Source organism: Haloferax elongans ATCC BAA-1513 (assembly GCF_000336755.1).
Lineage (GTDB): Archaea > Halobacteriota > Halobacteria > Halobacteriales > Haloferacaceae > Haloferax > Haloferax elongans.
In genome coordinates, this window is record NZ_AOLK01000012.1 from 15,258 (window position 1) to 42,029 (window position 26,772).

Annotated in this window: 24 protein-coding genes; 12 read left to right on the forward strand and 12 right to left on the reverse strand. The window is 62.8% G+C overall.

Going from position 1 to position 26,772, the window contains the following annotated elements:
- Positions 1-6: 6 nt before the first annotated feature.
- Positions 7-696 (reverse strand): DNA methyltransferase, encoded by a 690-nt coding sequence (locus C453_RS05455; protein WP_206536609.1) that lies wholly within the window; start codon positions 694-696, stop codon positions 7-9.
- Positions 697-751: 55 nt separating this feature from the next.
- The gene (locus C453_RS05460) at positions 752-1,675 is read right to left on the reverse strand and encodes a sulfide-dependent adenosine diphosphate thiazole synthase (protein WP_007545035.1); all 924 of its coding nucleotides are present in this window, start codon (positions 1,673-1,675) and stop codon (positions 752-754) included.
- 165 nt (positions 1,676-1,840) lie between these two features.
- Between C453_RS05460 and C453_RS05465 the strand changes: the two genes are divergently transcribed.
- The 3 genes from C453_RS05465 (at position 1,841) to C453_RS05475 (ending at position 4,715) form a co-directional block, all read left to right on the forward strand.
- Complete coding sequence (locus tag C453_RS05465) at positions 1,841-2,821, forward strand: glutathione S-transferase family protein (protein WP_008323205.1); 981 nt, start codon at positions 1,841-1,843, stop codon at positions 2,819-2,821.
- A 75-nt stretch (positions 2,822-2,896) separates the two neighbouring features.
- Entirely contained in the window at positions 2,897-3,970 is a 1,074-nt protein-coding gene (locus C453_RS05470; protein WP_049907537.1) for a molybdopterin-dependent oxidoreductase, read from the forward strand.
- A gap of 61 nt (positions 3,971-4,031) precedes the next feature.
- Positions 4,032-4,715: a hypothetical protein gene (locus C453_RS05475; RefSeq protein WP_008323207.1), complete on the forward strand. Its 684-nt coding sequence runs from the start codon at positions 4,032-4,034 to the stop codon at positions 4,713-4,715.
- A 67-nt stretch (positions 4,716-4,782) separates the two neighbouring features.
- Here the strand turns inward: C453_RS05475 and C453_RS05480 are convergent, their stop codons facing one another.
- The 4 genes from C453_RS05480 to aspS all read right to left on the reverse strand — a co-directional run bounded on the left by C453_RS05480 (position 4,783) and on the right by aspS (position 8,453).
- Positions 4,783-5,535 (reverse strand): 4-phosphopantoate--beta-alanine ligase, encoded by a 753-nt coding sequence (locus C453_RS05480; RefSeq protein ID WP_008323208.1) that lies wholly within the window; start codon positions 5,533-5,535, stop codon positions 4,783-4,785.
- A gap of 74 nt (positions 5,536-5,609) precedes the next feature.
- Positions 5,610-6,443, reverse strand: a complete 834-nt coding sequence (locus C453_RS05485) for a pantoate kinase (RefSeq protein ID WP_008323209.1) — start codon at positions 6,441-6,443, stop codon at positions 5,610-5,612.
- 64 nt (positions 6,444-6,507) lie between these two features.
- Complete coding sequence (locus C453_RS05490) at positions 6,508-6,942, reverse strand: SHOCT domain-containing protein (RefSeq protein WP_008323210.1); 435 nt, start codon at positions 6,940-6,942, stop codon at positions 6,508-6,510.
- A gap of 206 nt (positions 6,943-7,148) precedes the next feature.
- Positions 7,149-8,453, reverse strand: a complete 1,305-nt coding sequence (gene aspS, locus C453_RS05495) for an aspartate--tRNA(Asn) ligase (RefSeq protein WP_008323211.1) — start codon at positions 8,451-8,453, stop codon at positions 7,149-7,151.
- A gap of 123 nt (positions 8,454-8,576) precedes the next feature.
- Between aspS and C453_RS05500 the strand changes: the two genes are divergently transcribed.
- Positions 8,577-9,311 (forward strand): DUF4013 domain-containing protein, encoded by a 735-nt coding sequence (locus C453_RS05500; protein WP_008323212.1) that lies wholly within the window; start codon positions 8,577-8,579, stop codon positions 9,309-9,311.
- A gap of 34 nt (positions 9,312-9,345) precedes the next feature.
- On the opposite strand, the gene C453_RS05505 is transcribed toward C453_RS05500, so the two are convergent.
- Positions 9,346-10,071, reverse strand: a complete 726-nt coding sequence (locus tag C453_RS05505) for a phosphoglycerol geranylgeranyltransferase (RefSeq protein WP_008323214.1) — start codon at positions 10,069-10,071, stop codon at positions 9,346-9,348.
- 104 nt (positions 10,072-10,175) lie between these two features.
- Between C453_RS05505 and C453_RS05510 the strand changes: the two genes are divergently transcribed.
- Complete coding sequence (locus C453_RS05510) at positions 10,176-11,180, forward strand: restriction endonuclease (protein ID WP_008323215.1); 1,005 nt, start codon at positions 10,176-10,178, stop codon at positions 11,178-11,180.
- On the opposite strand, the gene C453_RS05515 is transcribed toward C453_RS05510, so the two are convergent.
- On the reverse strand, positions 11,177-13,744 hold the full coding sequence (locus C453_RS05515; RefSeq protein ID WP_008323216.1) for a DNA topoisomerase I: 2,568 nt from the start codon (positions 13,742-13,744) through the stop codon (positions 11,177-11,179). The genes C453_RS05510 and C453_RS05515 overlap by 4 nt on opposite strands.
- Before the next feature lie 209 nt (positions 13,745-13,953).
- Here C453_RS05515 and C453_RS05520 point away from each other — a divergent pair, with 209 nt between their 5' ends.
- Complete coding sequence (locus C453_RS05520) at positions 13,954-15,381, forward strand: MATE family efflux transporter (protein WP_338035948.1); 1,428 nt, start codon at positions 13,954-13,956, stop codon at positions 15,379-15,381.
- Positions 15,382-15,440: 59 nt separating this feature from the next.
- Entirely contained in the window at positions 15,441-15,620 is a 180-nt protein-coding gene (locus C453_RS05525) for a hypothetical protein (protein WP_008323218.1), read from the forward strand.
- A 79-nt stretch (positions 15,621-15,699) separates the two neighbouring features.
- On the opposite strand, the gene gatB is transcribed toward C453_RS05525, so the two are convergent.
- Positions 15,700-17,190 (reverse strand): Asp-tRNA(Asn)/Glu-tRNA(Gln) amidotransferase subunit GatB, encoded by a 1,491-nt coding sequence (gene gatB, locus C453_RS05530; RefSeq protein ID WP_008323219.1) that lies wholly within the window; start codon positions 17,188-17,190, stop codon positions 15,700-15,702.
- A gap of 195 nt (positions 17,191-17,385) precedes the next feature.
- On the opposite strand from gatB, the gene C453_RS05535 reads away from it, so the two are divergent.
- The 3 genes from C453_RS05535 (at position 17,386) to C453_RS05545 (ending at position 22,566) form a co-directional block, all read left to right on the forward strand.
- Positions 17,386-17,739, forward strand: coding sequence for a DUF7518 family protein (locus C453_RS05535; protein WP_049907538.1), 354 nt, complete (start codon positions 17,386-17,388; stop codon positions 17,737-17,739).
- Between the two features lie 83 nt (positions 17,740-17,822).
- The gene (gene smc / locus C453_RS05540) at positions 17,823-21,476 is read left to right on the forward strand and encodes a chromosome segregation protein SMC (RefSeq protein ID WP_008323221.1); all 3,654 of its coding nucleotides are present in this window, start codon (positions 17,823-17,825) and stop codon (positions 21,474-21,476) included.
- On the forward strand, positions 21,469-22,566 hold the full coding sequence (locus C453_RS05545) for a segregation and condensation protein A (protein WP_008323222.1): 1,098 nt from the start codon (positions 21,469-21,471) through the stop codon (positions 22,564-22,566). The genes smc and C453_RS05545 overlap by 8 nt, the downstream gene beginning before the upstream one ends.
- A 35-nt stretch (positions 22,567-22,601) precedes the next feature.
- Here C453_RS05545 and mtnP read toward each other — a convergent pair whose 3' ends face one another.
- The 3 genes from mtnP to C453_RS05560 all read right to left on the reverse strand — a co-directional run bounded on the left by mtnP (position 22,602) and on the right by C453_RS05560 (position 25,315).
- On the reverse strand, positions 22,602-23,462 hold the full coding sequence (mtnP, locus tag C453_RS05550; RefSeq protein WP_008323223.1) for an S-methyl-5'-thioadenosine phosphorylase: 861 nt from the start codon (positions 23,460-23,462) through the stop codon (positions 22,602-22,604).
- A gap of 69 nt (positions 23,463-23,531) precedes the next feature.
- Complete coding sequence (locus C453_RS05555; protein ID WP_008323224.1) at positions 23,532-24,503, reverse strand: AEC family transporter; 972 nt, start codon at positions 24,501-24,503, stop codon at positions 23,532-23,534.
- A 98-nt stretch (positions 24,504-24,601) separates the two neighbouring features.
- Positions 24,602-25,315, reverse strand: a complete 714-nt coding sequence (locus C453_RS05560; protein WP_008323225.1) for a phosphoribosyltransferase — start codon at positions 25,313-25,315, stop codon at positions 24,602-24,604.
- A gap of 235 nt (positions 25,316-25,550) precedes the next feature.
- Here C453_RS05560 and C453_RS20360 point away from each other — a divergent pair, with 235 nt between their 5' ends.
- Both C453_RS20360 and C453_RS05565 read left to right on the forward strand, forming a co-directional pair.
- Entirely contained in the window at positions 25,551-25,721 is a 171-nt protein-coding gene (locus C453_RS20360; RefSeq protein WP_008323226.1) for a DUF7563 family protein, read from the forward strand.
- 133 nt (positions 25,722-25,854) lie between these two features.
- Positions 25,855-26,754, forward strand: coding sequence for a PhzF family phenazine biosynthesis protein (locus C453_RS05565; RefSeq protein ID WP_008323227.1), 900 nt, complete (start codon positions 25,855-25,857; stop codon positions 26,752-26,754).
- The last annotated feature ends 18 nt before the right edge of the window (positions 26,755-26,772 follow it).

Consider the following 26,772-nt stretch of genomic DNA (forward strand, 5'->3'; position numbering starts at 1 on the left):
TCGTGATCACGCTTCGTTCGTGAACACGAGCATGTAGGAGTGGTCGTAGCCGTAGCCGAACGTCCCGTCCGGCGCATCGTCTCCCTCCCACGAGACGACGACTTCGCCGTCGAAGTGGAACACGTTCGAGATGCGCTCTGCGACGTCCCACGCCAGCGGCGTCACTCGGCCTTCGTGTTTCATGTTCGCGACGTCCACGACAAGGTGCCCTTCGGGAGCTATCACGCCTTCGAGGTTGGAAAACGCCGTCTCGATGTCGTCGAGATACGCGTCGTACGAACTCTCGCCCGCGTAGTTCTCGAAGGGGTTGCGGTCGTCGGTCTGTTCCATGAACGGCGGCGACGTGAAACACATCTCGCAGGTGGGGACCCACGACGGGTCGAAGTCGAGGACGTCGCCCTCGCGGACGTTCGTTGGTGTCGAGAGTCGTTCGCGGATGTATGCGACACGCTCAGGTTCGTATTCGAGACCGAACGGGATTCGGTCGAGCCGCTCGGCTTCGATGAGTGTCGTTCCGTACCCTGCGAAGATGTCGATAACGGCGTCTCCGGGGTCGGTGTACGTCTGGAGAACGTGTTCCACGAGCGCGTTTGGCGTCCGAAAGTCGCTCGTGTGAGGTGGGGGCAACTCCTCGTCGTGTGCGTATTCGAACGAGAGCGCGGTTTTCATGTCAGAGGCACGTTCCGAGGCTGTCATGTTGAATCCCCGGGGTCCGCGCTCTCGGTTTTGGGAGACGGGTTTCGAGTGTCGGTTAGTCGTCGGCAGCAGCGGGGCCGCTAATGGTCACTTCGGGCGCGTCACGGCCGAGTTCGTCGAGGCAGGACTGCGCCGCCTGCTTACCGGACAGGAGCATGGCACCGAAGGTCGGACCCATGCGCGGGAGGTGGTGAGCCGTGGCGACGGCCATACCGGAGGCGACGACGCCGGGGTGGACGACGCCCGTCTGCTCGACGATGTTGTCTTCGCTCTCGGAGACCCACATCGAGTCGTGGCCGGGCGAGTCGTGGCCGGGTGCGCCGTACTCGCCGTCGCTCGTCTTGTCCATGCCCGTGTTGTGCTCTTTGGCGTGCTCGATACCGCTCACGTCGAGGACGCCGCGCTCGGAGAGCTTCGAGAGGACGACGGCGTCGTGGCCCGTCGCGTCGAGGACGAGGTCGGATTCGACGGCGATGGGGTCGACACAGGTGAGTTCGCGCGGGAGGGCGTGGACCGGCGTCCAGTTCATGACGATGCCGCCGACGCGGTCGTCTTCGCGGAGGACGACGTCGGTGAACTCGGTCATGTTCTGGATTTCGGCACCGGCGTCACAGGCGGCCTTGATGAGCGCGGAACAGGCGTGCGGGCCGTCTGCGACGTAGAGTCCGTCGGCCTCGTCGCTTTCTTCGTACGGAACGTCGAGTTCGTCGAGAACTTCGTGAGCGGGGCTGCGGACGGTGATCTTGTTCATCAGGAACCCCCCGAGCCAGAAGCCGCCGCCGAGGTAGTTGTTCTTCTCGACGATGGTTACGTCGACGTCGCGTTCCGCCAGTTCCTTCGCTGCGACGAGACCCGAGGGACCGCCGCCGACGATGATAACCTCGGTGTCCGTTCGCTCGCGGAACTCCTCCATCCACGAATCGGAGATTGCGCGAGTGACCTGTGCTTCTGTCGCGTCGGTGAATCCATCGAACGACATACTACCTAGTGATATTACTTAGTAGTAAAACGTTTCGACACGCACACTTCTCCGTCGAGATACGGCAAAACCCCCGTAGACCCCGGTTACATCCATGTCGCCTGCCTCTTTTTGTTGGCGAGGTCCGTACGATGTGTCAATGCCTGTATCAGAGGTGGCAGTCGCATGAACATGCTCTACGACGGTGAGTGGCGAACCGACGAGTTCGTCGCCAACAACGAAGACGGCGAGTTCGAGCGACAGACCACGACGTTCCGAAACTGGGTCGGCGAGGACGAGCGGTTCCCCGTCGAATCAGGTCGGTACCATCTGTACATCTGTCGCGCCTGTCCGTGGGCACACCGCACTGCGATGACGCGCGCACTCATGGGACTCGAAGACGTCATCTCCCTCTCGCTCGTCGACCCAGTGCGCATCGACGACGGGTGGGAGTTCTCCGAGGAGAACCCCGACCCCCTCTACGGCGAGGAGTTCCTGCGCGATATCTACCTTCGTGCCGACGACGAGTTCACCGGCCGCGTCACGGTCCCAGTGCTGTGGGACAAAGAACGCGAGACCATCGTCAACAACGAGTCGCGCGAGATAATGCGAATGCTGACGACCGCGTTTTCGGACCTCGCCACGACCGACATCGACTTGCTTCCCGAGGGGTCCGAAGACGAGGTTGACCGCCTCATCGACGAGATTTACGAGCCAATAAACAACGGCGTCTATCGCGCCGGATTCGCGACGACGCAGGAAGCCTACGAAAACGCCGTCACCGAACTGTTCGACGCGCTGGACCACTGGGACGACGTGCTCGCAGACCAGCGATACCTCGCCGGCGACACGCTCACCGAGGCCGATATCGCGATGTTCGTGACGCTGATTCGCTTCGACCACGTCTACCACACACACTTCAAGTGCAACAAGAAGGCCATCCACGAGTACGACAACCTCTGGAACTACACGAAGGAACTCTATCAGTTGCCCGGCGTCGAACAGACGGTCAACATGGACCACATCGTTCGCCACTACTTCGTCAGCCACGGCGACATCAACCCCAAGCGTATCTACGGGGTCGGCCCGGACCTCGATTTCACCGCGCCGCACGACCGGGACCGCCTCGACGCCGACCTCCCGCCGGCTATCGCTGCTGACGACTAAGCACGGCACCGACTCCGTTTTCGCTTCTCTCTCCCCCGCGACGAATACTTCCGGTCTCCAGCGCTAGGTGTTCACATGGCCGGTCGAATAGCCCAGCTTCGAAATCGACTCGAACCGCCACCCCGAGCGGTGGACTGGTCGATTCTCGTACTCGTGGTGTTCGAGACGCTCTCCGGCGTCCTCAGCCTCGGCGCTGGCCATCCCGCGAACGCTCTCCTCTTCGTCACCCACGGTGTTGCTGGCCTCTCGCTCGTCGCCCTCGTCGGGTTCAAACTCTATCGCGTCCGCCACCGCGTCCTCGACTCGCGCCTCCACGACCGAACGACGGCCATCTCTGTCCTGCTCGCCATCGTCGCGCTCGCGGCACTCGGAACCGGAATCGCGTGGGTTGCGGGCGTCGAGATTCGGGTCGGCTTCTGGACGCTCCTCAACGTCCACATCGGCTTCGGCCTCCTCGTGATTCCGATTCTCCTCGTCCATCTCCGGTCGCGGTTTCACACGCCGAGCAGAGCCGACTTCGAGGGCCGTCGCCGGGCGCTCCAGTACGGGGCGCTCCTCGTCTTCGGTGCGGCCGCATACCGAGCGACCGAAATCGCCGGGACTGTCCAAGGGACGACACGGCGATTCACCGGGTCGCGCCCGCTCCCGGAGGGGTCTGGAAACGCCTCATTCCCGGTCACGAGTTGGGTCGCCGACGACCCGGACCCTATCGACCCGGACAGGTGGTCGCTTTCGGTCGTCGGTCTCGTTTCCGACCCACTCGAATTCGGCGTCTCCGACCTTGACCCCGACGAGACGCAGTCGGTCCTCCTCGACTGCACGAGTGGCTGGTACACAGAACAGGACTGGACTGGGATTCGCCTCGGCGACCTGCTCGATTCGGCCGGAGTCGAGGAGGCTGCCCGCTGGGTCACGATTCGGTCGGTGACGGGCTATCGGTGGTCGTTCCCCATCGCGGAAGCCCGCGAGATGCTGCTTGCGACTCGCGTCGGCGACGAACCACTCTCCCACGGCCACGGTGCACCGCTTCGACTCGTCGCCCCGAATCGGCGCGGCTTCCAGTGGGTCAAGTGGATAGCAACAATCGAGGTGCGGCGGCGACGCGACCCGGCACAGTGGGTGGCAGTGCTGGTGAGTGGGTTTAGCTGAAGTCGCTCTGCTGAATCTCTAAATGGCCAAGTGTCAAATCAGTCACTGTCTCCCACAGAGCATGAACACGACTTTCGAACTCGTTCCGTTCCACGAGGACGCTGCTGTTGCAGTCGCGCTTGGAACACTACTTATTCAGCGGGGCTCGGTTGACCCAACACCACTTGCTGAAATTGCCCGTGAGTTCGATATAGACCCAGACCAACTGACGGTAGCTGCCATCAAACTTGGTGTGGAAGACGAGATTCTAGATGACGTGGCGGTCCCAGAAGGTGAGCAAATCAGCCAGCGGTCTCCGCCTGAATTCCTTGCCTCGAAAGGCTCAGTAACACGAGAATACGGCGGTCTGCGTGACCCTGGTCCGGGTGAGTCAACCACGAGAACGAACGAGATGTCGTTCCAGAGTTGGCTTCTCGTCGAAGCGACAAAGTCGGCGAGGGAGACCGTCAACCAACTGTTGTCCGACCATTTCGGTGATGAAGCAGCGGTTGTGCGGGCTGGTACACAGGCCGCTATCGGAACGGCAGCGTTCCCAGAACGGATTCTGTGGGTGGCGGTCAGTTATCCTATCGACAAAACCGACCCGAAAACGGTTCCTGCGGTTCCAAACCCGCCTTCGTTCCCGTTCGACCGTCTCGGTGAAATCCTTCCACAAACACTCAACGTACCTGTTGAACACGGGGGCGAGACGTTTCTCGTTCGGAACATCCCTGTTGTCCCGTTTCGAGAACCGCGCGAGTACTAACTGGCGCTTTGTCGAAATGCTCAACAGGTAATCTATCCGGCCCTCCGATTGCTATCGTTCCGAATCGCTACTCGCCGCCTTCGCCCGAGCGAATCGCCTGCTCGGCCGCTTCGAGCGCCTCGTCGGCGTCGAACTCGGCGACGATGGCTTCGAGTTCTTCACGGCTGGCGTCTCGGAGTTCGCGGGCGTGGGCGGTGATGTTCGGAACCGCGCGCATGATGTTGTCCACGATGGGCACCGTCGCCACCTGTGCCGAGCGCGACATCGGGTTGAGGTCGACGACGATTTCGGTTTTGTCCATCTCGCCGAGTGCTTCCGCGCGGTCGCCGTCTTCGAGGGGGACGACGACGACGTCTGCGCTTCCGATTCCGTCGGCATCGACTTTGGCGCGCTCGTGGTCCAGCCCAGGAATGCGGCCGTCTGCGGTCAGTCCCTTCACCTGCTCGATGCCGTGTTCGTGGAGGTGGTCGGCGATGGCCTGCATTCGCTCTTCGGTCCGGTTGAAGAGGTTGACTTCCACGTCGGCACCGACCGCTTCGGCGAGGTCGCCGATTTCCGCGGGACAGAGTGCGGCCACGTTGCCGTTGACCGAGATGACCGGGTGGTCGGCGAGAAGGAGATGCGCGGCCGCAGCACGCTCGGCGGCGTCGGCACTGGGAATCGTCTGCTCGCCGAGGAGGTAGTCGAACGCTTCGCCGCGACCCTGTGCGATGAGGCCCTGCTTGCTCGTGATGCCCTTTTCCACGCCGTCTTCGATACGATGTCGAGTGAGAAGCGACTGGTAGCGGGGGTGGCTTTCAGGAATCTCGATGTCGCTCATTGGATAGGAGTCGTCGCCGGGGGTCTAACACGTTTTCTCATTTCCCCCACCGCGATACCGCCGGGTGCCGAGAACTACTGGCTTTCCAGCGTCGCACCCGCCGGGTGCACGCGGCAGACTTCGGGGTCGTAGCCCGCGTCGGAGAGGCCCGTTCCGATGGCGAAGACCGTCTCGCCGAGCATCGCCATGGCGGCGTCTCCGCCCGCAGCAGAGACGTCCTCGATGGCGTTCTCGACGCGGTCGGTGAGCAGCCCTGCGTCGCGGGCGAACTGCTGACACTCGGTGACGAACCGGCTCAGTGTTGGCTCATCCCGGAGGTTTCCAAGGGCCGCCTCGCCCGCGGCCGTGAGCGCAGTCGTATCTCCCGAAAGTACGTCAGCCGTCGAGAGACCGCCGAAGGCGATGTACTCGATTTGGGGGCGTGCCGGGATGCCATCCATCCGCCCGTGTTCCGGCGCGCCGGGTTCGACGCGAATGGGCAGTCCGCCGCGTGCCTGTGCGACCACGTCACCGAGTCCGGTTCCAGCCCGCACTTCTGCTTCGTGCGCGACGGTGACGAGGTCGTTTTCGGAGTGACCACAGTCGAAGACGGCGTTAGCTGCGAGGGCCGTTCCGAGTGCCATTCCTCCTGAGACGCCGAACCCGGCACCGAGCGGGAGTTCGCTCTCGGCCCGGACGGTGGCGGTCACGCCGAGTCGCCGAAGCACGTCCGCGACGGGCGGCATTTCGACTGTCTCACCATCGAGGGTGACGACGGATTCGGCCGCCGGTTCGACGGTCACGGTGACGCCGTGAGAGAGCGTTACCCCCGCACCACGCGACCCTGCGACTGCTGGGTCGTCGGCGGGGTGGGCGCTGAAGAAGCCGGTGATGTGACCGGGCACGAATGCCGTCGCGTCGTCGCTCATCGTCATCCCCTCGGCCGGGGTCGGTTAACGGTGTTGCGTTTCGTCGGTCCGAGTTCTCTCCCCGTCAGTTTCGGTCGAGTTCCTCGTTGGTGGCGTCTATAGCTGTCTCTTCTCGGGTGTCGCTGGCCGTTCGCTTTCTGGCGTCGGCGACCGTCTCGGTTTCCAACAACCGTTCGACCTTGGCTTCGAACTCCGCTTCGGTGAGCTCCCCGGCTGCGTAGCGTTGCCGGAGTGTTTCGAGCGCGTCTTGCGTCTCGGACTGCTGTGGGTCTTCAGCGTCTTCCTCGTGGCGGGACTCGTATATTTTCACGAGCGCGAGTGCTGCGGGAAGGACGCCTGCGAACCCAATCGGGAACGCCACCCAGAACCACGAGACGTCGAGCGCGAGTAGGCCGAAGCCGACGAGGAGGATAAGCCCGATGACGACGCCGGCGACTAACTCTTCGAGCGGTGAATCGTCATCGTCGAGGCTGTCGACGATTCTGCCGCGGTTGCTCATCGACCCCTCCGTCGGAGACCGGACTGGTACATGGTGGTATCACTCGTCGGGAGGGTAACGACTGTTTCGCTGCTGTGGCCGCAAAAGAATGCTCCTCGTTGGTTCGTCAGGTCGTCGCCTACGGCGACAGACGCTGACGGTCGCGCGGGAACTCGGTCGCAAATCGGAGATTTGCTCCCTGCTCCCGCTCGCAGAAACGCCTTCGTCTAGGGACTCAGGCGTTGTCTGTCTCGCGGGAAGAGAACAGCCTCTCGGATGTTCTCCAGTCCGAGCATCGTCATGATGAGACGCTCGCCGCCGAGGCCGAAGCCTGCGTGCGGGGGCATGCCGTACTTGAACATCTTCGTGTAGTACTCGAACGCGTCGGGGTCGAGACCCTGCTGCTCGAACCCGGCGACGAGGTGTTCGAAGCGGTGTTCACGCTGGCCACCCGAGACGAGCTCCATGTTCGGGTGCATCATGTCGAAGCCCGTCGAGAGGGTGTCGTCGTCGTCGTGGTCCTTGATGTAGAACGGCTTGATTTCGCTGGGCCAGTCGGTGATGAAGTAGTGCTCGCCGACGTCCTCACCGAGCGCCTTCTCGCCTTCCGTGGGAAGGTCGTCGCCCCAGACGAGCTGCTCGTCGAGTTCGCCCGTCGCGTTGATGCGCTGGATGGCCTCTTCGTAGGTGAGACGCGGGAACTCGCCGGACGGCGCTTCGAACTCCTCGGCGAGGCCGAGTGCTTCGAGTTCGTCCTGGCAGTTCTCTTCGACTGCCTCGTAGGCGGCCTTGACGACCGCTTCACAGACGTCCATCGCTTCGGTGTGGTCGATGAAGGCTGACTCGAAGTCGATGGAGGTCGCCTCGTTGAGGTGTCGCGGCGTGTTGTGCTCTTCGGCGCGGAAAATCGGGCCGACTTCGAAGACGCGTTCGAGACCGGAGCCGACCATCAGCTGCTTGAACAGCTGCGGCGACTGGTTCATGAACGCTTCCTGTCCGAAGTAGGTGATGGGGAAGAGTTCGGTGCCGCCTTCGGTACCCGTGGCGACGATTTTCGGCGTGTTGATCTCGGTTGCGCGGAGGTCGCGGAATTTCTCGCGAACGGCGCGCTGGACTTCGGCGCGAATCTCGAAGATTGCCTTCACCTCGTCCTTGCGGAGGTCGAGCGTCCGGTTGTCGAGACGCGTCGAGAGTTCGGCGTCGACCTTGCCGGAGGGGTCGAGCGGAAGCTGCGGGTCGGCCTCGGCGATGACGTCGAGGCTCTCAGGCGTGACTTCAACCCCCGTCGGCGCGCGCGGCTCTTCTGCGACGTCGCCGGTGACGCTGATGACGCTCTCGCGGTGGACGCCCAGCCCCGTCTCGACGAGGTCCTCGTCCATCTCGTCTTTCTCGAACTTGACCTGAATCTTGCCCGTCGTATCGCGGAGAATCAGGAACGCGATACCGCCGAGGTCACGAATCTCGTGAACCCAGCCGGCGACGGTGACCGTGTCGCCGGGTTCGGCGTCGGCCGTGTACGTTCGGTTTCGCATACGACGTGATTCCTGACCGTGCGCCTTAAACACGGTCGTTTCGCTCTTGCGAGTCATTTGGTACCACACTCCTCTGCCGGGACGGAGGTTTATGTACGATACCGGGACCACTCCGGCGCGAACATGGACTTCTCAGACCTCGAATCCGCGCTCGCACTCCCGCTCGCCGAGGACACGTCGCTCGACACGGCGGCCGTCGGCGTGCTCGCGACACTCGCTTCGTTCGTCACGCCCCTCGCAGGTATCGTGCTCGTCGGCTACGTCGTCCGACTGGTTCGCGCCGGGGGCCGAACTACGACTGCGCTCCCCGCGTTCGATGAGTTCGGGGGCGTGGTGGTCGATGGGGTGCGACTTTCGGGGGTCCTCGTCGCCCTGCAGCTTCCGGCGGTGGGTATCGCAGTCGCCGTCGCGAAGCTCGCCGGCGCATCGTTCGCGACGCTCGTGTACGCCGCCGAGATGCAATCACTGCACGTCGTTGGCCACTCTGTTCTCGTAGTCGTCGGACTCGTCGCGGCCGGCGGTGCCGCACTCGTCGGGACGTATTTCTCCGCCGCAGCAACAGTCGCAGTCGCGCGTGAACGGTCGCTCGTCGCGGCTGTTCCCACAACCCGCGAACTTGCCTCGGACATGTCGTTCGTCCCCGTCGTCTCGGCTGTCGCGCTGGTCGTCTTCGCCGGTCGGCTCCTCGCCGCGCTCTTCGGGGCGCTCCCGCTCGTCGGCAGCGTGCTCGCGGCTCTCGTGTCGTTCTTCGCACTCGTCGCGTCCGCGGCGCTCCTCGGACGGGGGGCCTCGAAACTCGCAGCACACGACAGCGCCTCCCGCCCAGACTCAACTGTCGATGCGGTCGGGTCGGCGTAGAAGAGAAGAGGAGAGGAGGGAGACCGTTCGGTCGTTATTCCGCGTCGACGAGTTCCGCCGTGGCGTCTTTCGCGCCTTCGACGGTCTCACGGACGGCATCGACACCCTTGTCGTGCAGGAGGTTCCCGACGACCACTACGTCGGCGCACTTGCCCATCTCGTAGGCCGACTCGTAGTCGTGGATGCCGCCGCCGTAGAACAGCGTCGCGTCGTCCAGTGCGTCGTGGGCTGCACAGACCTTCTCGGGGTCGCCGTAGGTGCCCGAGTACTCCACGTAGATGATGTCCTGACCGAACATCCTCTCGGCCACGCGGGCGAAGGACGCCACGTCCTCGGCGGACTGGTCGGTGTCGGCGTCGGTGTACTCGGCCACCGACGAGTCGGGGTTCATGACGATGTACGCCTCGGTGTGGGTGCGGTCCCAGTCGAGGCCGTCTTCGATGCGGACCCACTCTTTGTGCGCGCCGGTAATCCAGAAGGAGTCACTGGCGTTGAACACCGTCGGGATGAGGTAGCCGTCCAGCGCCGGGTCGTCGATGACGACGCCGGGATTCGACGGTTCCTGATAAATCGGCACGTCGTACTTCGCCGTGGCCTCGACGACGCGCTCCATCTTCTCTTCGGTGATGTCGAGCGTGCCGCCGATTTCCAGCGCGTCGGTGCCGGTCTCGCAGACGTCTTCGAACGTTTCGCCGTCGACGAGGTCTTTGTCGGGGTCGATTTTGGTGATGTGGTCCCAGTCTTCCCAGGGATAGCTCATTGGTCGGTCTATGCTTGAGGGGGCCTAAAAAGCGTGCGGAAGTGGTGGGAGACACTCGGACGAAAGTGAATTTAAAACTATCTGCTACCAAATCAGCTGTTAAGATGGATACCGCCGCAGCAACGGAGTATATTCAGGATAGGACGCTGTCCCTCTCTGCGGAAGAGTTTGAATTACTTTGCGAGTCGGTGCTCACGGAATCACTCCCTCCAGCACGATTTTCGGTGACTGCTTTCCGACAGGACGGTGGTATCGACATCGACGGGAGCGTCCAGAACTCGCTTCTCGATATCTCCCTGGGCGTTCAAGTGAAACAATACTCCCCGACGAACACAGTCGGATCGCCCGAGATTCAGCGGTTTCAGGGCGCATTATCCGACACTGGTTGTGACACTGGCACGGTTATTACCACGAGTTCGTTTACCGACCCTGCCATCGAAAGTGCCCAACGGGCAGGGATTCATCTGGTGAACGGCCGGTCGTTGTTTGAGTCGATGGTGGATTTGCAGGTCGGCGTTCATCGGGAAACTGAACGATTCGAGCCCAACGATACATTTTGGGAGTTGTTCGGAACGCCGGAAGAAGATGGCTCGATACCATCAAAACAGATCCCGCTTGCAAACTCGTTCGAGACGCTTGATTCCGTGCTCGAAACTATCGGCAACACCCGGGGTACGAAAGCAGACATCGTCGCCAACGCGGACGTGTCATCTCGCCACGCGGATCTATACGCAGTCGCTGGGTGGATTCTCGGGTTCGTCCATCAAGAGTGGCCTGACGATGAGACGCACAGGCAGCGACGATGGTCACTAACTCGGAATGGTGCTCGCTACGTTGCGTATCGTGCAGCAGAGATCGACGAGGAAGCGGAACAGCTGCTTATCGATGCGATTCGAGATACTGAGATTATCACTCGACTCACTCGCACACTCAGAGAATCTGAGTCAATCAGTCACAGCACGCTAATCGAACGTATTGAATCGGAATCAGAATTGTCACGGAGTAGTGCGAAGCGTCGGGCGAGTTCGGTCGGCGTCTGGCTCGACCGACTGCCGGAGGTATCAGTCGAGAACGGTCGAGAGAAGACGTACCTCTGGCAGGAACCTTAATCCGCCGCCGCCTGCCACTTCCGAACCGTATCCGCACCCACACCCTCAACGTTCGCGGCCACGTCGTCAGGCTCGGCAGCCTTCAGCGTCTTCACGTCCTCGTAGCCAGCGTCTTTCAGTTTCTCGGCGGTCTTCGCGCCGATGCCTTTGATGCTCTCTAACTCAGACCCGCCCTCGCCGTTCTGTTGGGCCTGATACTCGCGGTAGTTGCAGATGGGACAGCCGAGTTCCCACGGTTCGCGGTCGCCGTCGTAAGTGATGCGAAGCTCCGGCAGGTCGTGTTCGTCGCACGACTCGTCGGTCACTTCGATGTCGCCGCGACGGGGGAGCGGAAGCGAGTAGTCGCAGTCGGGATAGCGGGTACAGCCGACCAGCCGAGAGCCAGAGCGGAGGCGCTTGATAGCCAGTTCGCCACCCTCTTCGGCGGTTTCACCGCCTTCGTCTTGCGACGTCTCCGACGTCGCACCCTCCCCACACTCGGGACACGAACCGATGACGAGGTCCTCTTCTTCGTCGGCCTCTTCGGCCTTACAGAGCGGGCAGCCGTGGACGAACGTCTTGCGCCCGGCGAGCATCTTGATGTGGTGGAGGTCGTGTTCGTCGCAGGTGTCCTCCATGATGAGCGGCTTGCCCGTCGAGGGAAGCGGGAGCGTGTTCGTACAGTCGGGATAGGAGTCACAGCCGATGAAGTACGACCCGCGGCGACTCTTTCGAACGACGAGGTCGCCGCCGCACTCGGGACACGGACCGACGGTCTTGTCGGCCTTCAGAGAGTCCTGCAGTTGTTTGCCGAGTTCCTCGCGGGACTCCATCAGGCCCTCGAACACGTCTTCGAGAATCTCCTTGGACTCCTCGGTCACGTCTTCGAGGCTGGCCTCGCCGCGGGCGATAGCCATCATGTCGGATTCGAGTTGCGAGGTCATCTCCTCGCTGACGATGAGTTTGGCGAAGTCCTCGGAGGCCTCCACGACGGCCCGGGCGAGACGGGTCGGACGCGGCGGGTCGCTCTCGATGTAGCCACGGTCGTAGAGCTTCTGAATCACGTCGTGGCGAGTCGCCTTCGTCCCGATACCCATCTGCTCCATCGTCTCGATGAGGCGCGACTGGCCGTAGCGACGGGGTGGTTGGGTCTGCTTGGCGTCGAGGTGGGTGTCCGAAAGCTGCAGTTCTTCGCCTTCCTCCACGTCGGGGACGAACGACTCGGTGGAGTTGAAGTACGGGTAGACTGCGTGGTAACCCGGTTCGAGGAGGCGCTTGCCGTTGGCCTTCAGGGTGCGACCGGCCGCCTCGGCGACGACGCGGAGGTGCTCCCACACGGCGTCTTCGGCGACGGTGGCGAAGAAGCGCCGAACGACGAGTTCGTACACGTCCCACTCGTCCTCCGAGAGGTCCGATGCCGAGGGAAGTTCGCCCGTCGGGTGAATCGGCGGGTGGTCGGTCGTCTCGTTGTCGCCTTCGGTGGGTTCGATTTCTTCCTGTTCGAGAAGCGACTCGGCATCCTCCTTGAAGCGGCGGTCGCCCTCGAACGCGCCGAGTAGTTCGCGCGGGTCGAGGTCGTCCGGATAGACGGTGTTGTCCGTCCGCGGATAGGTGATGTAACCGGCGGTGTAGAGGTCTTCTGCGATGCTCATCGCCCGCTGGGCAGAGTAGCCGATAGACCCGGCAGCGCGGATGAATTGGGTGGTGTTGAACGGCGCGGGCGGCTTGTCAGTCCGGGTACGTCGTTTGACCGCCGTGACTTCGGCCGCATCGACACTGAGGAGGTCTTCGTAGGCCGCTTGTGCGGCGTCCTCGTCCCAGATACGTTCTGCTTCGGTGCCGTCGTCGTCGAGGTAGAAGTACTGGGCTTCGAAGGACTCGGCGGCCCCGTCGGCGTCCTTCGTGAGTTTGGAGAACAGTTCCCAGTAGTCCTCGGGGTCGAACGCCTCGATTTCGCGCTCGCGGTCGACGATGAGCTTCAGGGTCGGCCCCTGCACCCGGCCGACGGAGATGAAGTCGTTACCGAGTTGGCGGGCCGAAAGCGAGAGGAAGCGCGTGAGGGCAGCCCCCCACACGAGGTCGATAATCTGTCGCGCCTCGCCGGCAGCCGCGAGGTCGAAGTCGAGTTCGTCGGGGTTCTCGAACGCCTCGGTCACTTCGCGTTTCGTAATCGACGAGAAGCGAACCCGGTCGACAGGCACGTCCTCGTTGACCTCGCGGACGAGTTCGTACGCCTCCTTGCCGATGAGTTCACCCTCGCGGTCGTAGTCTGTCGCGATGGTGACGTTCCCCGCCTTACGGGCGAGGCGTCGGAGGGCGGCGACGATGTTCTCTTGTGTCGGGTGCTTTTCGACGGGGGCGCTGATGAGTTCGACCGGCTCCACGTCGCGCCAGTCGTTGTACTCCGGCGGGAAGTCGACGCCGACGACGTGGCCAGACAGGCCGATACAGCGCTTCCCGCCCCACTTGTAGACGTTCACGCCGTTCATTCGCTCTGCGGAGGCTGTCTCGCCGCTCAAGATGTCGGCGATACGCCTCGCGGCGTTGTCCTTCTCCGTGATGATGAGGTCGGGGCCGCGACTCATTGCCCGGCGATATGTCGGGGGAGGTTCTAAACCTTTCGTGGGCGAATTCGGCAAATAGAGGGGCCAACGCGCGCGTATGTGGGTGTACAGGCGAGGGCGCGGTACGCTCGCGCGCGAGAGGTGTAATCACGTCCCGAGAGTGTTCCGCACACTTCCCGAGAGCGTTCCGCAACCCGAAGGGCTAACCCGTCTGACTCGAACCTCCGAACGTGTCGAGCGATTCACGAATAGACATGACAGACGGGGCTATCGCCCCCAAACTGTTCGCCCTGTCGTGGCCACTCGTAGCTGGAAACCTCCTGCAGACGCTCTACAATCTCGCGGACGTGTTCTGGGTCGGCCGCGTCGGCTCCGACGCTGTCGCGGCAGTCTCGCTCATGTTCCCGACGAGTTGGATGTTCGTCTCCACCGCGATGGGCATCACGGCAGCCACTATCGCACTCGTCTCACAGCACGTCGGCGCTGGCGAGGACCGGCAGGCAGACCACGTCGTCGGCCAGACCGTGCTTCTCACGCTCGCGGTCTCCGTCGCGCTCGCTATCCTCGGATACGTCTTCAGACACCCGCTTTTGAGCCTCATCGGCGCGGAGGGTGCAGTCTACACCGAGGCGTTGGCCTACATCGAAGTCATTTTCCTCTCGCTTCCGCTCACGTTCCTGTTTTTCGCCTTTCGGGCGGCGTTACAGGGCGCTGGCGACACTAAGACTGCCATGTGGCTCATGGTCGCCTCGGCCGGGCTCAACGTCGTCATCGACCCGATTTTCATCCTCGGGTGGGGACCAATCGAGGGGATGGGAACCCGCGGTGCGGCCGTCGCAACCCTCATCGCCCGCCTGTTCGCCACGGCTGCTGGCGTCTACATCCTCCTGCGCGGCGACTGGGGCGTCCAACTCCACCTCGCGGACCTCCGGCCCGACCCCGACCGCCTGCGAAAACTCGTCGACGTCGGCTATCCGGCCTCTCTCGACGGCTGGGCACGAAGCTTCTCAGCGGTCGTGATGGCTGCGCTCGTCGCCCGTTTCGGCCCGATACCCACCGCAGCGTACGGCATCGGCCTGCGCCTGATGTCTGTCTCGTGGTCCGTCTCGGGAGCCGTCGGACAGGCGACGGCGACGGGCGTCGGCCAGAACCTCGGCGCGAGAACACCCGACCGGGCGGCGTCGGTCACGTGGACTGCCACAGCGACGACGATGGGAATCCTCTTCGCAGCGGCCGGTCTCGTCGTCGCCTTCCCCGCCGAAGCGATGCGCCTGTTCATCGGCGAACAGCCGGTCATCGACGAGGGAGTCACCTTCCTCCGCATCGTCGCTCCGTCGTGGGCGTTCTTCGGCGGCGTGATGGTCATTCAGGGCGCGTTCCGCGGTGCAGGAATCACGAAAGCCGCGATGGCGTTGTCGTTCCTCTCGCGGTGGATTTTCCGCGTTCCCGTCGCGCTCGCCGTCGCATTCGCGTGGACCGTCACAGTGCCCGGAATTGGTCCCATCTCCGGCCTCGCGTGGGGCGTCGAGGGACTCTGGTGGGCCTACGTCGCTGGCGCGGTCGCCTCGTTCGCGGTTGCAGTCGTCTGGTTCCGACTCGGGACGTGGCGCGAGGGCGTCATCGACCGTGGGGCGACGCCTGCCGCGAGCGACGACTGACTTCTCACGCTCCGAGAGTGTGACGAAGTATCATACTTCGACACGCCGAACGTATTGGCATGTCGCACACTCCAGAGTTGCCGGAGCGCTACGTCTGCGATGGCTGTCACGCAGTCTACGCTGGCACAGTGACGAGAGAAAGCGGGTCGTATCACTACAGCGCCCCCGACGAGTGCGCCGCCTGTGGGACGACCGAGTTCATCCAGTTCGAGCAGTACGTACGGCGGCGGACGCAGTAATTCGACGCCCGTCCCTACGGTGGGAAACGAACCGCAGTGAGAAAGTGGCTGTAGGGTGGTGAAAACCCCGTTGCAGTCGTTATTCGTCTAACTTCTCGCGGAGCAACTGGTTCGCCGTGCCGGGGTCCGCAGAGCCCTGGGACTTCTGCATGACCTGTCCGACGAGGAAGTTCAGTGCGCCGCCTTCGCCGTCGTGGTAGTCGGCGACTGCGTCGGGGTTCTCGTCGATGGCTTCCTCGACGAAGCCGACGATTTCGTCGTCGTCGGCCTTGCCGAGACCTTCTTCGTCGACGATGGTGTCGGGGTCTTTCTCCTCGTCGAGCATCTTCCGGAGGACGATTTCCTCGGCGTTCTTCGTCGTCACTTCGTCGGCGTCGACGAGTTCGACGAGGCGGGTGAACTCATCGAGGCGGTCCGACACGTCCGTGATGAGCATGTCGCGGTAGTTGAGTTCGCCGAGCAGGTTGTCGGCGACCCACGTCGCGGCGAGGCTGGCGTCGAACTCCGCGGCAACATCCTCGAAGAAGTCGGCGACTTCCTTCGTGGAGGTGAGCTTCGAGGCGGATTCCTCGTCGAGTCCGTACTCGGTCTGGAAGCGCTCGCGTCGCGCGTCGGGGAGTTCCGGAATCGGAATTTCCTCTTTCCAGTGGGCGACCTGCAGCGCCGGGAGGTCGGCCTCCTGGAAGTAGCGGTAGTCCTTTTCCTCTTCTTTCGAGCGCATCGAGACGGTGATGCCGCGGGATTCGTCCCAGTGGCGGGTCTCCTGCTCGATTGCCCGGCCGCGCTTGATGGCGTTCTTCTGGCGGGTGACCTCGTAAGCTAGCGCCTTCTCTGCGCCCTTGTGGCTGGAGATGTTCTTGACCTCGGTGCGGTTCGCCGCTTCGAGCGCCTCGTCGGAGATGTCGCCGTTGTCGTCTACTTCGTCGGCGGGGACAAGCGAGATGTTGGCGTCGATGCGGAGCGAGCCGTCGCGGGTGGCGTCGAACACGCCGAGGTATTCGAGCACCTCTTCGAGTTTGGCGAGGAACGCGCGGGTCTCCTGCGGGCTACGGAAGTCGGGTTCCGTGACGATTTCCATAAGCGGCGTCCCGGCGCGGTTGTAGTTGACCAGCGTGTAGTCGGCGGTGTCGATGCTGCCGCCTTTGTGCTGGAGGCTCCCCGGGTCCTCTTCGAGGTGGGCGCGCGTGATGCCGATATCGCGGCGCGTGCCTTCGACGGAGACTTCCAGCGTCCCGTCGGCACAGATGGGCGCGTCGTACTGGGTAATCTGGAAGTTCTTGGGCAGGTCGGGGTAGTAGTAGTTCTTCCGGTGGAACCGGGTGTCTTCGGCGATTTCGGCGTTCAGCGCCTTTCCAATCTTCACGGCCGATTCGACCGCTTTCTCGTTGAGTACCGGGAGCGCACCCGGGAGACCGAGACAGACCGGGCACACGCGTGTGTTCGGCTCCTCGTCGTCGGCGGACTCGGTCGAACAGCCACAGAAAATCTTCGTAGCCGTCTCGAGTTGAACGTGAACCTCCAACCCGATGACGACCGCGAGTTCGCGCTGTTCGAGCGCTTGCGCAGTCATTGGCCGCGCTTCGACGGCGGTGGGCTAAAGACTAACGGGACGGACCCGTGAGACGGTGTCGTCACCGCCGAACCGTCACCGCCGAATCGAGTCGCCACGACCGAAAATCGGGGGCGATAACAGTTCGCACACGTATCACATTTTCGGTGATTGTCTGACGCACATTTATGTCTCCAGCGCGGCGCTACAATACGCATGAGCAATCGGGTGGAGGAACTCGAATCTAAGGTTGCAGAACTACAGGCCGCGGTGAACGGACTCACCGAAGAACTCGTCGAGACGAAAGAGCGGCTTCGACAACTCGAAGACGCAAACGACGTCGAAATTCCGACGCGCGCTGCACAGCGACGCGGCGATGCCGAGGCCCAGTCCCAGACACAGTCCCAGTCGCAGGCCCAGCCCCAGTCGGACGCCGCCGACGAGACGGAACTCGTCGACGCCGAAGCTGAGGACGGACAGGTAGACGACGATGAAATTAAAACGGACGAAACCGAGGACAGTGACGAAGGCGAAACCGAGACCCTCGGCGACGACATCATCGTCGCGTAACTGGGTCCGTCGCTAGCGACGAGCGTGCTTCGTGTCCATGCGGTGCGCTCGACTGCGGGTGTCGCCCGCCTGAACACCAACACATGCACATCAAGGAACTCGTCCTCGACAATTTCAAGAGCTTCGGACGACCGACTCGCATCCCCTTCTACGAGGATTTCACGGTCGTCACGGGTCCGAATGGCTCGGGCAAGTCGAACATCATCGACGGCGTCCTCTTCGCACTCGGACTCGCTCGCACGCGGGGGATTCGCGCCGAGAAACTGACAGACCTTATCTACAACCCCGGCCACGCTGACGGGAGCGACGAGGCTGCGACGGGAACCAAAGAGGCGAGCGTCACCGTCGTCCTCGACAACTCCGACGGCGCGCTCGACCGGTCGCAGGTCGTCAACGCCGCTGGGACCGACAACGTCGGTTCCGTCGACGAAATCACCATCAAGCGCCGGGTGAAAGAGACCTCGGACAACTACTACTCCTATTACTACCTCAACGAGCGCTCGGTCAACCTCTCCGATATTCAGGACCTCCTCGCGCAGGCTGGTATCACGCCGGAGGGCTACAACGTCGTCATGCAGGGCGACGTGACCGAGATTATCAACATGACGCCCTACCAGCGGCGGGGCATCATCGACGAAATCGCCGGCGTCGCCGAGTTCGACGCGAAGAAGGAAGCCGCCTTCGAGGAACTCGAAGCGGTCGAAGAACGCGTCGACGAGGCCGACCTCAGAATCGAGGAAAAAGAGACGCGCCTCGACCAGCTTGCCGACGAACGAGAGACCGCGCTCGAATACAAGGGGCTTCGCGACGAGAAAGAAGAGTACGAAGGCTATCTCAAAGCCGCGGAACTCGAAGACAAGCGCGACGACCTCTCGCGGACTGAATCGCGCATCGAGTCCACCGAATCCGACCTCGCGGACCTGCAGGCCGAACTCGACGAACGCCAAGGAAAGGTCACGCGCCTCGAAGAAGACCTCGAAGACCTGACGCGCGAAATCGAGCGCAAGGGCGAAGACGAGCAACTCCGCATCAAGTCGGAGATGGAGGAGATAAAAGGCGACATCGCGCGCCTGGAAAACGCCATCGAGGCGGCCGAAGAAAAGCGCGACGACGCCGAGGCCGAGCGACGAAAAGCGTTCGTCGACATCGACCGCAAACAGGAGAAGATAGACGACCTCGAAACCGACATCCGGGAGATAAAAGTCGAGAAGGCGTCTGTCAAGAGCGATATCCAGTCTAAGCGGGTCGAACTCTCCGAAGTTCAGGCCGAAATCGACTCCGTCGACACCGAGTTCGACGAGCTGAAATCTGAACTCACAGAGAAGAAAGAGACGCGAGAGGAGTACAAGACGGAGAAAAACGACCGTCAACGCGAGAAAGACCGTCTCCTCGACGACGCCCGTCGGCGCTCGAACCAGATTTCGGAGACGCAAGACGAAATCGAGGCCGCACACGAGCGCATTCCCGAACTGAAGGCGACGCTGTCAGACCTCCACAGCGAACTTGACACCGCCGAGAAGAACGAGGCGAAGATAGACGGCATCATCGAGGAGTTACAGGACGAAAAGGCCGAGCTACAGGACGAACTCTCGGAAGTCACGGACGAACTCCAGTCCAAGCAGTCCGAGTACGCCCGCCTCGAAGCCCGCGCCGGGTCCGACGGCGACAACTCGTGGCCGCGCGCGGTCACGACGATTCTCAACGCCGGTCTCTCTGGCGTCCACGGCGCAGTCGGGCAACTCGGTTCTGTGGACGGCGAGTACGCGAAAGCCTGTGAGACGGCCGCCGGTGGGCGTCTCGCAAACGTCGTCGTCGATGACGACGGGGTCGGTTCGACCTGTATCGACCACCTCAAGTCTCGGAACGCGGGTCGCGCGACGTTCCTGCCCATCACCAAGATGGACAACCGGAGTCTCCCGCGCAAGCCGAACCATCCTGGCGTCGTCGACTTCGCCCGCAACCTCGTCGACTACGACTCGCAGTACGAGTCCATCTTCTCGTACGTCCTCGGTTCGACGCTCGTCGTCGAGGACATGCAGACTGCTCGCGCGCTGATGGGCGACTACCGGATGGTCACCCTCGATGGCGACCTCGTCGAGCGCTCCGGCGCGATGACCGGTGGGTCCGGTGGCGGCTCTCGCTACTCCTTTTCGAAGTCCGGCGAAGGCCGACTCGAACGCATCGCGAAGGAAATCACGAAACTCGAAGACTGCCGTCGCTCGCTCAACAGCGAGATTCGCGACATCGAGGGCGACCTCGAAGACGCTCGCGGCCGGAAGTCCGACGCGGCAGACCGCGTCCGAACCATCGAGCGCGAAATCGAAGACGCCGAGGAAGACATCGAGGACGCGAAAGCGGAAATCGAGCGTCTCGAAGACCGCCTCGACGAACTCCAATCGGAACGCGAGTCGGTCGACGAGAAGATGGCTACCCTCGACGACGAAATCGCCACGTTCGACGAGCAAATCGAGGCCGTCGAAGCCGACATCGCCGACATCGAACAGCAACTCGAAGATTCGGAGATTCCGGAACTCACCGCCCGAGCCGACGACATTCGCGCCGATATCGACGACCTCGAAGACCGGATGGGCTCGCTCGACGGCCGCCTCAACGAACTCCAACTGGAGAAGCAGTACGCCGAAGAGGCGGTCGACGACCTCCACGACACGGTCGAATCTGCCCAGAACCGGAAGGCGGAGGCCAAAGAGGCAATCGAGGACGCGAAAGAAGCAATCGAAGACCGCGAAGCCGACCTCGAAGAAAAACGCGAGGCGGTCGCCGAACTCGAAGAAGAACTGGTCGACCTCAAGGAAGACCGCAGCGAGTTACAGGATGACCTGCGCGAAGCGCGCTCTGCCCGCGACGAGAAGAAAGACCGCGTCAACGCCGTCGAATCCAAACTCGAGAGCCTGCGCTCGGCGACCGAGCGACTGGAGTGGGAAATCGACGAACTCGAAGCACAGGTCGGCGACTACGACCCCGACGAGATTCCCGACCACAGCACCGTTGAGTCCGAAATCGAGCGACTCACCGAGGAGATGGAGGCGCTCGAACCAGTCAACATGCTCGCCATCGACGAGTACGACGACGTAAAGGCCGACCTCGAAGACCTCCAAGAGCGCCGCGACGTGCTGGTCGAAGAGCGCGACGCCATCCAAGAGCGTATCGAGCAGTACGAATCACAGAAGAAAGAGACGTTCATGGAGTCGTTCGACGCCATCGCCGAGAACTTCACCGACATCTTCGAGCGCCTCTCGAACGGGACGGGCCACCTCCACCTCGAAAACCCCGAAGACCCATTCGAGGAGGGCCTGACGATGAAGGCCCAACCCGGCGACAAGCCCATCCAGCGTCTCGACGCGATGTCCGGCGGCGAGAAGTCGCTGACGGCGCTCGCGTTCATCTTCGCCATCCAGCGTCACAACCCCGCACCGTTCTACGCGCTGGACGAGGTTGACGCCTTCCTCGACGCTGCCAACGCCGAGCGCGTCGGCCAGATGGTCGACGACCTCGCTGGTGACGCCCAGTTCGTCGTCGTCTCGCACCGCTCTGCGCTCCTCGAACGCGCCGAGCGCGCCATCGGGGTGACGATGCAGGGCGACAACGTCAGCGCCGTCACTGGCATCCAGTTCTCACCGGAGGACGAAGGAGACGGCGGTGACGACAGCGGCGACGACGCACCCGACACCGGCGACGGAACGGACGGTCCGGAACCAGAGGTGCTGGCGAATGACTGACGACATTCCGTCGCTCAATCTCACCCGCGACCGCGGCGCTGGCCGCGATGGCGACGACCGCGACGCAGACTCCGCCGATGCAGACGAGCCGTTTTCGTTCGACGGGAGTGAGAGCACGAACGGGAGCGACGACGCCGAAGCGACGGCCGAAGCGACGGCCGAAGCGACGGCCGACGCCAGCGCCGACGGCATGGACGACGTGCTCCCTGACGACGTGCAACACGGTGACGACGACGAAGTCGAACCGGTCGAACTGCTCGTCCAACTCGCCAAGGACGGCGACATCGACCCGTGGGATATCGACATCGTCGAGGTGACAGACGCCTTCCTCGACCGTCTCGACGCGATGGACCTTCGGACCACCGGGCGGGCGCTGTTCTACGCGAGCGTCCTCCTTCGGATGAAATCCGACGAACTCCTCTCGCCGGACGACCCCGAGGAAGAACAACTCGAACCGTGGGAACTCGCCATGCAGAGTGGCGACGACGACGAACGCCCACCCGACGACGGCGCACCCGGATTCGACCCCATCAGCGCGCTGGAAGCCGAGATGGACCGTCGGCTGGAACGCAAGCACGCCCGCGGGTCGCCGGAGACGCTGGACGAACTCGTCCGCGAACTCCGCGAGGCAGAACGCGGGTCGTGGTGGAAGCGCCGCCGCGAATACGACACCACCGAGTCGCCGCGCGGTTTTTCCCGCGGCACGCAGACGCTCGACTACCACTCCGCTGGCGACATGCGCGGTGCGGGCGAACCAACCGAAGACGACGTGACGGGGACCGCCCACAACGAAGACATCGAGGCGGTCGTCGACGCGGTCCACGACGTGCTCTCGACGCACTACGAGAAGGGCCGCGACGAGGTTCTCTTCGCCGAGGTTCGAGACGTTGGCGACACCGTGATGACGACGTACCTCGCCTTGCTGTTTCTCGCCCACCGAAGCACCGTCTACCTGAACCAGGACGAACTCTTCGGCGACCTTTGGATTCGGAACCCCGAGGTGTTCGACGAAGTCGAAGACGACGAAGAGTCACCCGAAGGCGAGGCTGAAGCGGACGAGGCGGCTGTCGAAGCTATCGCAGACGACTGAAAAACGAATCTTTCGATACGAACCGGTTGCCCCAATTACTCGACGTACTGGTCGATAAGCGGTGCGAGCATTTCTTTCGTTTCTTCGGGGATAGCCTCGTCGGGCGTGTTGATGGTACCTTCGAGCGCGGAGTGGCTGTCGGTCTCGTGGTCGTCTGGAATCTTGCGGATAGCCGCCTCGACGGTCTCTTTGATGGCCTCCTCGTTGGCGGCGGCGTTCTTCAGGACTTCGTCGAGCGTGACTTCGCTGTCTTCTTTCCACACGTCGTAGTCGGTGACGCCGGTGATGGTCGCGTAGGCGATTTCAGCTTCACGAGCCAGCTTGGCTTCTGGAATCGTGGTCATGCCGATGACGTCCCAGCCCTGTTCGCGGTAGAACTCGCTTTCGGCCTTTGTGGAGTACGATGGGCCTTCGATGCAGACGTAGGTGCCGCCTTCTTGGACCTGTGCGTCGGTCGCCTCCTCGGCGGCCTCCGCGAGGATAGAGACGAGTTCTCCGTCGTACGGCATTGCGAAGGGCTGGTGGACGACGATGCCCTCGTCGAAGAACGTAAGCGGGCGGTGTTTGGTACGGTCGTAAATCTGGTCCGGGACGACGAGCGTCTGCGGCGGGAGGTCTTCTTTGAGGCTCCCCACGGCGTTGCTGGCAAGGATGTGGGTGACGCCGAGTTTCTTCAGCGCGAAGATGTTCGCGCGGTACGGGAGCGTCGTCGGCGAGTGCTGGTGGTCGGGACCGTGACGCGGGAGGAAGACGACTTCGCGGCCGGTGTCGCCGAACTCACCGACGATAGGCGTCGTCGAAGGCTCGCCGAACGGTGTCTCGACGGGTTCTTCGCGGGTGTTCTCGAGGGGGAGTGCTTCGTAGATTCCACTGCCGCCGATGAATCCGATTTTCATACACGAACGTGGATGACCGAGCACAAAATCGTGGCGAATCGGGGTTCGACTCGCCCGCGCCCAGCACGCTCAGACGACGACGCCAGCGTCGAGGAGGAAGATGAGTACCGAGAGAAGTGGGACGCTGAGAAGCGTCGTCGCAAACACGGCCGCGGAGACGAACTCGGCGACGGGAATCGCTCCGCCGACCTCGGTGTCTCCGAACTCTGCGACGAGGATGAGCGGTGTCACCGCGGCGGGCATCGCCGATTCGAGGACGAACGTCCGGGCGACGACTGGGTCGCCGAAGCCAGCGACGAGCGCGACACCGACTGCGACGGCGGGCGCGACGACCATCTTGAGCCCCGAGACGACGCCCACTTTCGAGAGCGTCGACCCGAGGTCGGCGTCCGACAGTTGGATGCCGAGGATGAGAAGCATCACCGGAATCGCCGAATCGCCGACGAGTTTGAGCGTCTGCATGGCTGCGATGTCGGTCGGCGGGACGACGCCGAGCCACCGAGCGATGAGTGCGAGGGCAACGGCGTAAACGAGTGGGATGCGAAGGACACGACCGAGGCCGACGCGCCACGTCGCACGTCCACCGTCGTCGCTCCCACCCCGTCCGGCGATGTAGACGCCGAGCGTGTAGATGAGGACGCCCTGTACGGCGAGGTAGACGACTGCCGTCGACCGACCGGTCGCTCCGAACGCGAACGACGAGACGGGAAGGCCGTAGTTCCCGGAGTTCGGAAAGGCGGAGACGAGGACTAGCGCGCCGAGTATCGGCTCGGAGATACCGAGCAGGCGAGCGACGACGCCCGCGACGAGAATCATGACGAGGTGGTAGACGACGATACCGCCGGTGAGAGTGGCGAGCGTCTCGCTCGCGAGGTCTGTCGTCGCAAGGCTGTAGAAGACGAGTGCGGGGGCGAGAACGTACACCGTCACCGTGTTGAGCGGGTCGGGGTCGATGTCTCGCAGGCGACCCAGCGCGAACCCCACCGCGCCGATAGTGAGGATAGGGAGCAGCGCCGTCGCGAAGATAGACAGAAGCGACACACGCGTGGTGATGTGTCTCGCGCTCTCGAACGTTACGCTTCCGGCACAGTCGTAGCGAAACGTCGTACGGTACGACGTAACCCAGTTGTCCGCGTGCCTTAGGCTCCGACGCCGTCGTTTTCGACGAGTCGCCACGCGTCATCACCGGTGGATTCGACGTAGCCGCGTCGCTCCATCTCGGCCATGACTTCGGGCATGCGGTCGGGTTGGGCGATTTCCATCTCGATTCGGTCGACGTCGTGGAACTCCGTGAGGTAGTGGCGGATGTCCTCCATCTCGAAGGTTTCCTCGTCGGCTTTCGCCATCACGCCCGAGACGAGGTCTATCATGTCTTCGATGAAGTTCCACGGGTAGACGACCCACGTCCACTCTTCGAGGCGCTCGCCCACGTAGTCGGGTTCGAACTCGCTCGTCTGGAGGAGTTGGAGTGTGGCCGTCCGAACCTCGCCCGCGTTGCGGTCGGTCACGTACTCGTAGGCGCGCTTGATGGACCCGCCGGTGTCGGCGATATCGTCGATGATGAGCACGTCTTTGCCTTCGACGCTGCCCTCCGGCATCGGGTAGCGTACTTCGGGTTCGTTCGATTTCTGGGCCGTACCGACGTAGTGTTCCATCTTGAGACTCGTCAGGTCGTCGAGCCCGAGGAAGTCGCAGATACACCGGCCTGCGAACCACCCGCCCCGCGCGAGTGCGACGATGACGTCCGGTTCGAATTCGGACTCCTTGACGTCGTCAGAGACGTCTCGGCAGAGTCCGTAGATGTACTCCCAGTTCGTGATGGTACACTTAAACTCGTCGGGGAGGCTGCCCATAACTTCCGTTCACCGTCCATACTGCGGCGCCTGACGCCCTTTAATCTGTACGACTCGGCCCAGGAGTGTGTATGATTACCAAAGGAGGCCAAAACAGCCGGTTAATTCGTTCCTAACCCTGTTTTGTGCTGTTCTGTTCGATATGACATTCTGGTCAGGCAGAAGCTAACCCATGTTAACAAGGAGCATAGTTATGTCTGATGGGTGAGTACGACAGGCCGTAGGTGAAAAACCGATGCACACGTGCGGAAACTGTGGTGAATTCGTCTCGCGCGACTTCGTCCGCGTGTTCGGAAACGAACACAACGAAGTCGTTGGCTGCCCGGCATGCATGAACATGCGCGAAGTGATGCAAGGAGAGGGCGCTGCCCGACGCTCTCAAGGCGTCCGCTGGACGCGGGCGTGACTGACCGGTCTCCAGTCACGACTCCGTATCGCTCTCATCTCATTCTCACCTCGCGTCTGACTGCTGACCCGCTGGCGTCGGTTCGTCTCCGTGACCCGCTGGTTTGATACCGCGCGGGCAAGTGCGCACTTCCATGGATAGCCGACGCGCCCTTCTCGTCGACGCCTTCACGACAGAACCGTTGACGGGGAATCCCGCCGGTGTCGTCCCCGACGCCGACGGCCTCGACGCGGAACAGATGCGAGCAATCGCGGCGGAACTCGGCGCGAGCGAGACGGCGTTCGTCTGTTCGTCTCCCTCGGCCGACCGCCGAATCCGATACTTCACCCCGACACAGGAAGTCGACCTCTGCGGACACGCGACCATCGCCGCCTACGCACATCTCGCCGCGGAGCGCGCCATCGAACCGGGGACACACACGCTGGAGACGAACGTCGGCACGCTCGACGTCGAAGTCAGCGAGTTCGGCGAGGTGTGGATGACACAGGACGCACCGACCGTCCGAGAACTCGATGTCGATTACGGTCGCCTCGGCGACGCGCTCGGTATCGACGCTGCTGCGCTCCAAGATATCGGCGCTGACATGCCCGTCGCACTCGCCTCTACCGGTCTCCCGTTCGTGATGGTCCCGGTGAACTTTCTCGAACATCTCTCTGGTGCGTCCCCCAACCACGACGCGCTCGCAGAACTCGCCGCCGAGTACGACGCTGCCGGTGTCTACGCGTTCACCTTCGACGCCATCGACGGCGACTCGACGCTCCACGCGCGCTGTTTCGCCCCCGGTGTCGGCATCACCGAAGACCCCGCGACGGGGACCGCCAGTGGTGCCTGCGGTGCGTATCTCCGACACGTCGGTGCCTTCGACTCTATGCCGGACGAACTCCAGTTCGAACAGGGTCACTTCGTCGACCGACCCAGTCACATCTCGGTTCGCGTCGCAGAATCAATCGAAGTCGGCGGGCGCGCGGTGCAGTCGCTCGACGGTGAACTCGTGGTGCCGGAGTCCGAATCCGACGACATCATCGAGGCCTGAGGCCTCGCCGTGTACCGC

Bases quoted from the DNA above. Each gene is read 5' to 3' on its own strand.
- C453_RS05545 (WP_008323222.1), top strand. From the start codon at position 21,469: ATGACTGACGACATTCCGTCGCTCAATCTCACCCGCGACCGCGGCGCT.
- C453_RS05470 (WP_049907537.1), top strand. From the start codon at position 2,897: ATGGCCGGTCGAATAGCCCAGCTTCGAAATCGACTCGAACCGCCACCC.
- C453_RS05485 (WP_008323209.1), bottom strand. From the start codon at position 6,443: ATGAGCGACGACGCGACGGCATTCGTGCCCGGTCACATCACCGGCTTC.
- C453_RS05475 (WP_008323207.1), top strand. From the start codon at position 4,032: ATGAACACGACTTTCGAACTCGTTCCGTTCCACGAGGACGCTGCTGTT.
- aspS (WP_008323211.1), bottom strand. From the start codon at position 8,453: ATGCGAAACCGAACGTACACGGCCGACGCCGAACCCGGCGACACGGTC.
- smc (WP_008323221.1), top strand. From the start codon at position 17,823: ATGCACATCAAGGAACTCGTCCTCGACAATTTCAAGAGCTTCGGACGA.
- C453_RS05510 (WP_008323215.1), top strand. From the start codon at position 10,176: ATGGATACCGCCGCAGCAACGGAGTATATTCAGGATAGGACGCTGTCC.
- C453_RS05515 (WP_008323216.1), bottom strand. From the start codon at position 13,744: ATGAGTCGCGGCCCCGACCTCATCATCACGGAGAAGGACAACGCCGCG.
- gatB (WP_008323219.1), bottom strand. From the start codon at position 17,190: ATGACTGCGCAAGCGCTCGAACAGCGCGAACTCGCGGTCGTCATCGGG.
- C453_RS05560 (WP_008323225.1), bottom strand. From the start codon at position 25,315: ATGGGCAGCCTCCCCGACGAGTTTAAGTGTACCATCACGAACTGGGAG.
- mtnP (WP_008323223.1), bottom strand. From the start codon at position 23,462: ATGAAAATCGGATTCATCGGCGGCAGTGGAATCTACGAAGCACTCCCC.
- C453_RS05535 (WP_049907538.1), top strand. From the start codon at position 17,386: ATGAGCAATCGGGTGGAGGAACTCGAATCTAAGGTTGCAGAACTACAG.
- C453_RS05455 (WP_206536609.1), bottom strand. From the start codon at position 696: ATGACAGCCTCGGAACGTGCCTCTGACATGAAAACCGCGCTCTCGTTC.
- C453_RS05500 (WP_008323212.1), top strand. From the start codon at position 8,577: ATGGACTTCTCAGACCTCGAATCCGCGCTCGCACTCCCGCTCGCCGAG.
- C453_RS20360 (WP_008323226.1), top strand. From the start codon at position 25,551: ATGCACACGTGCGGAAACTGTGGTGAATTCGTCTCGCGCGACTTCGTC.
- C453_RS05525 (WP_008323218.1), top strand. From the start codon at position 15,441: ATGTCGCACACTCCAGAGTTGCCGGAGCGCTACGTCTGCGATGGCTGT.
- C453_RS05480 (WP_008323208.1), bottom strand. From the start codon at position 5,535: ATGAGCGACATCGAGATTCCTGAAAGCCACCCCCGCTACCAGTCGCTT.
- C453_RS05490 (WP_008323210.1), bottom strand. From the start codon at position 6,942: ATGAGCAACCGCGGCAGAATCGTCGACAGCCTCGACGATGACGATTCA.
- C453_RS05465 (WP_008323205.1), top strand. From the start codon at position 1,841: ATGAACATGCTCTACGACGGTGAGTGGCGAACCGACGAGTTCGTCGCC.
- C453_RS05460 (WP_007545035.1), bottom strand. From the start codon at position 1,675: ATGTCGTTCGATGGATTCACCGACGCGACAGAAGCACAGGTCACTCGC.
- C453_RS05505 (WP_008323214.1), bottom strand. From the start codon at position 10,071: ATGAGCTATCCCTGGGAAGACTGGGACCACATCACCAAAATCGACCCC.
- C453_RS05565 (WP_008323227.1), top strand. From the start codon at position 25,855: ATGGATAGCCGACGCGCCCTTCTCGTCGACGCCTTCACGACAGAACCG.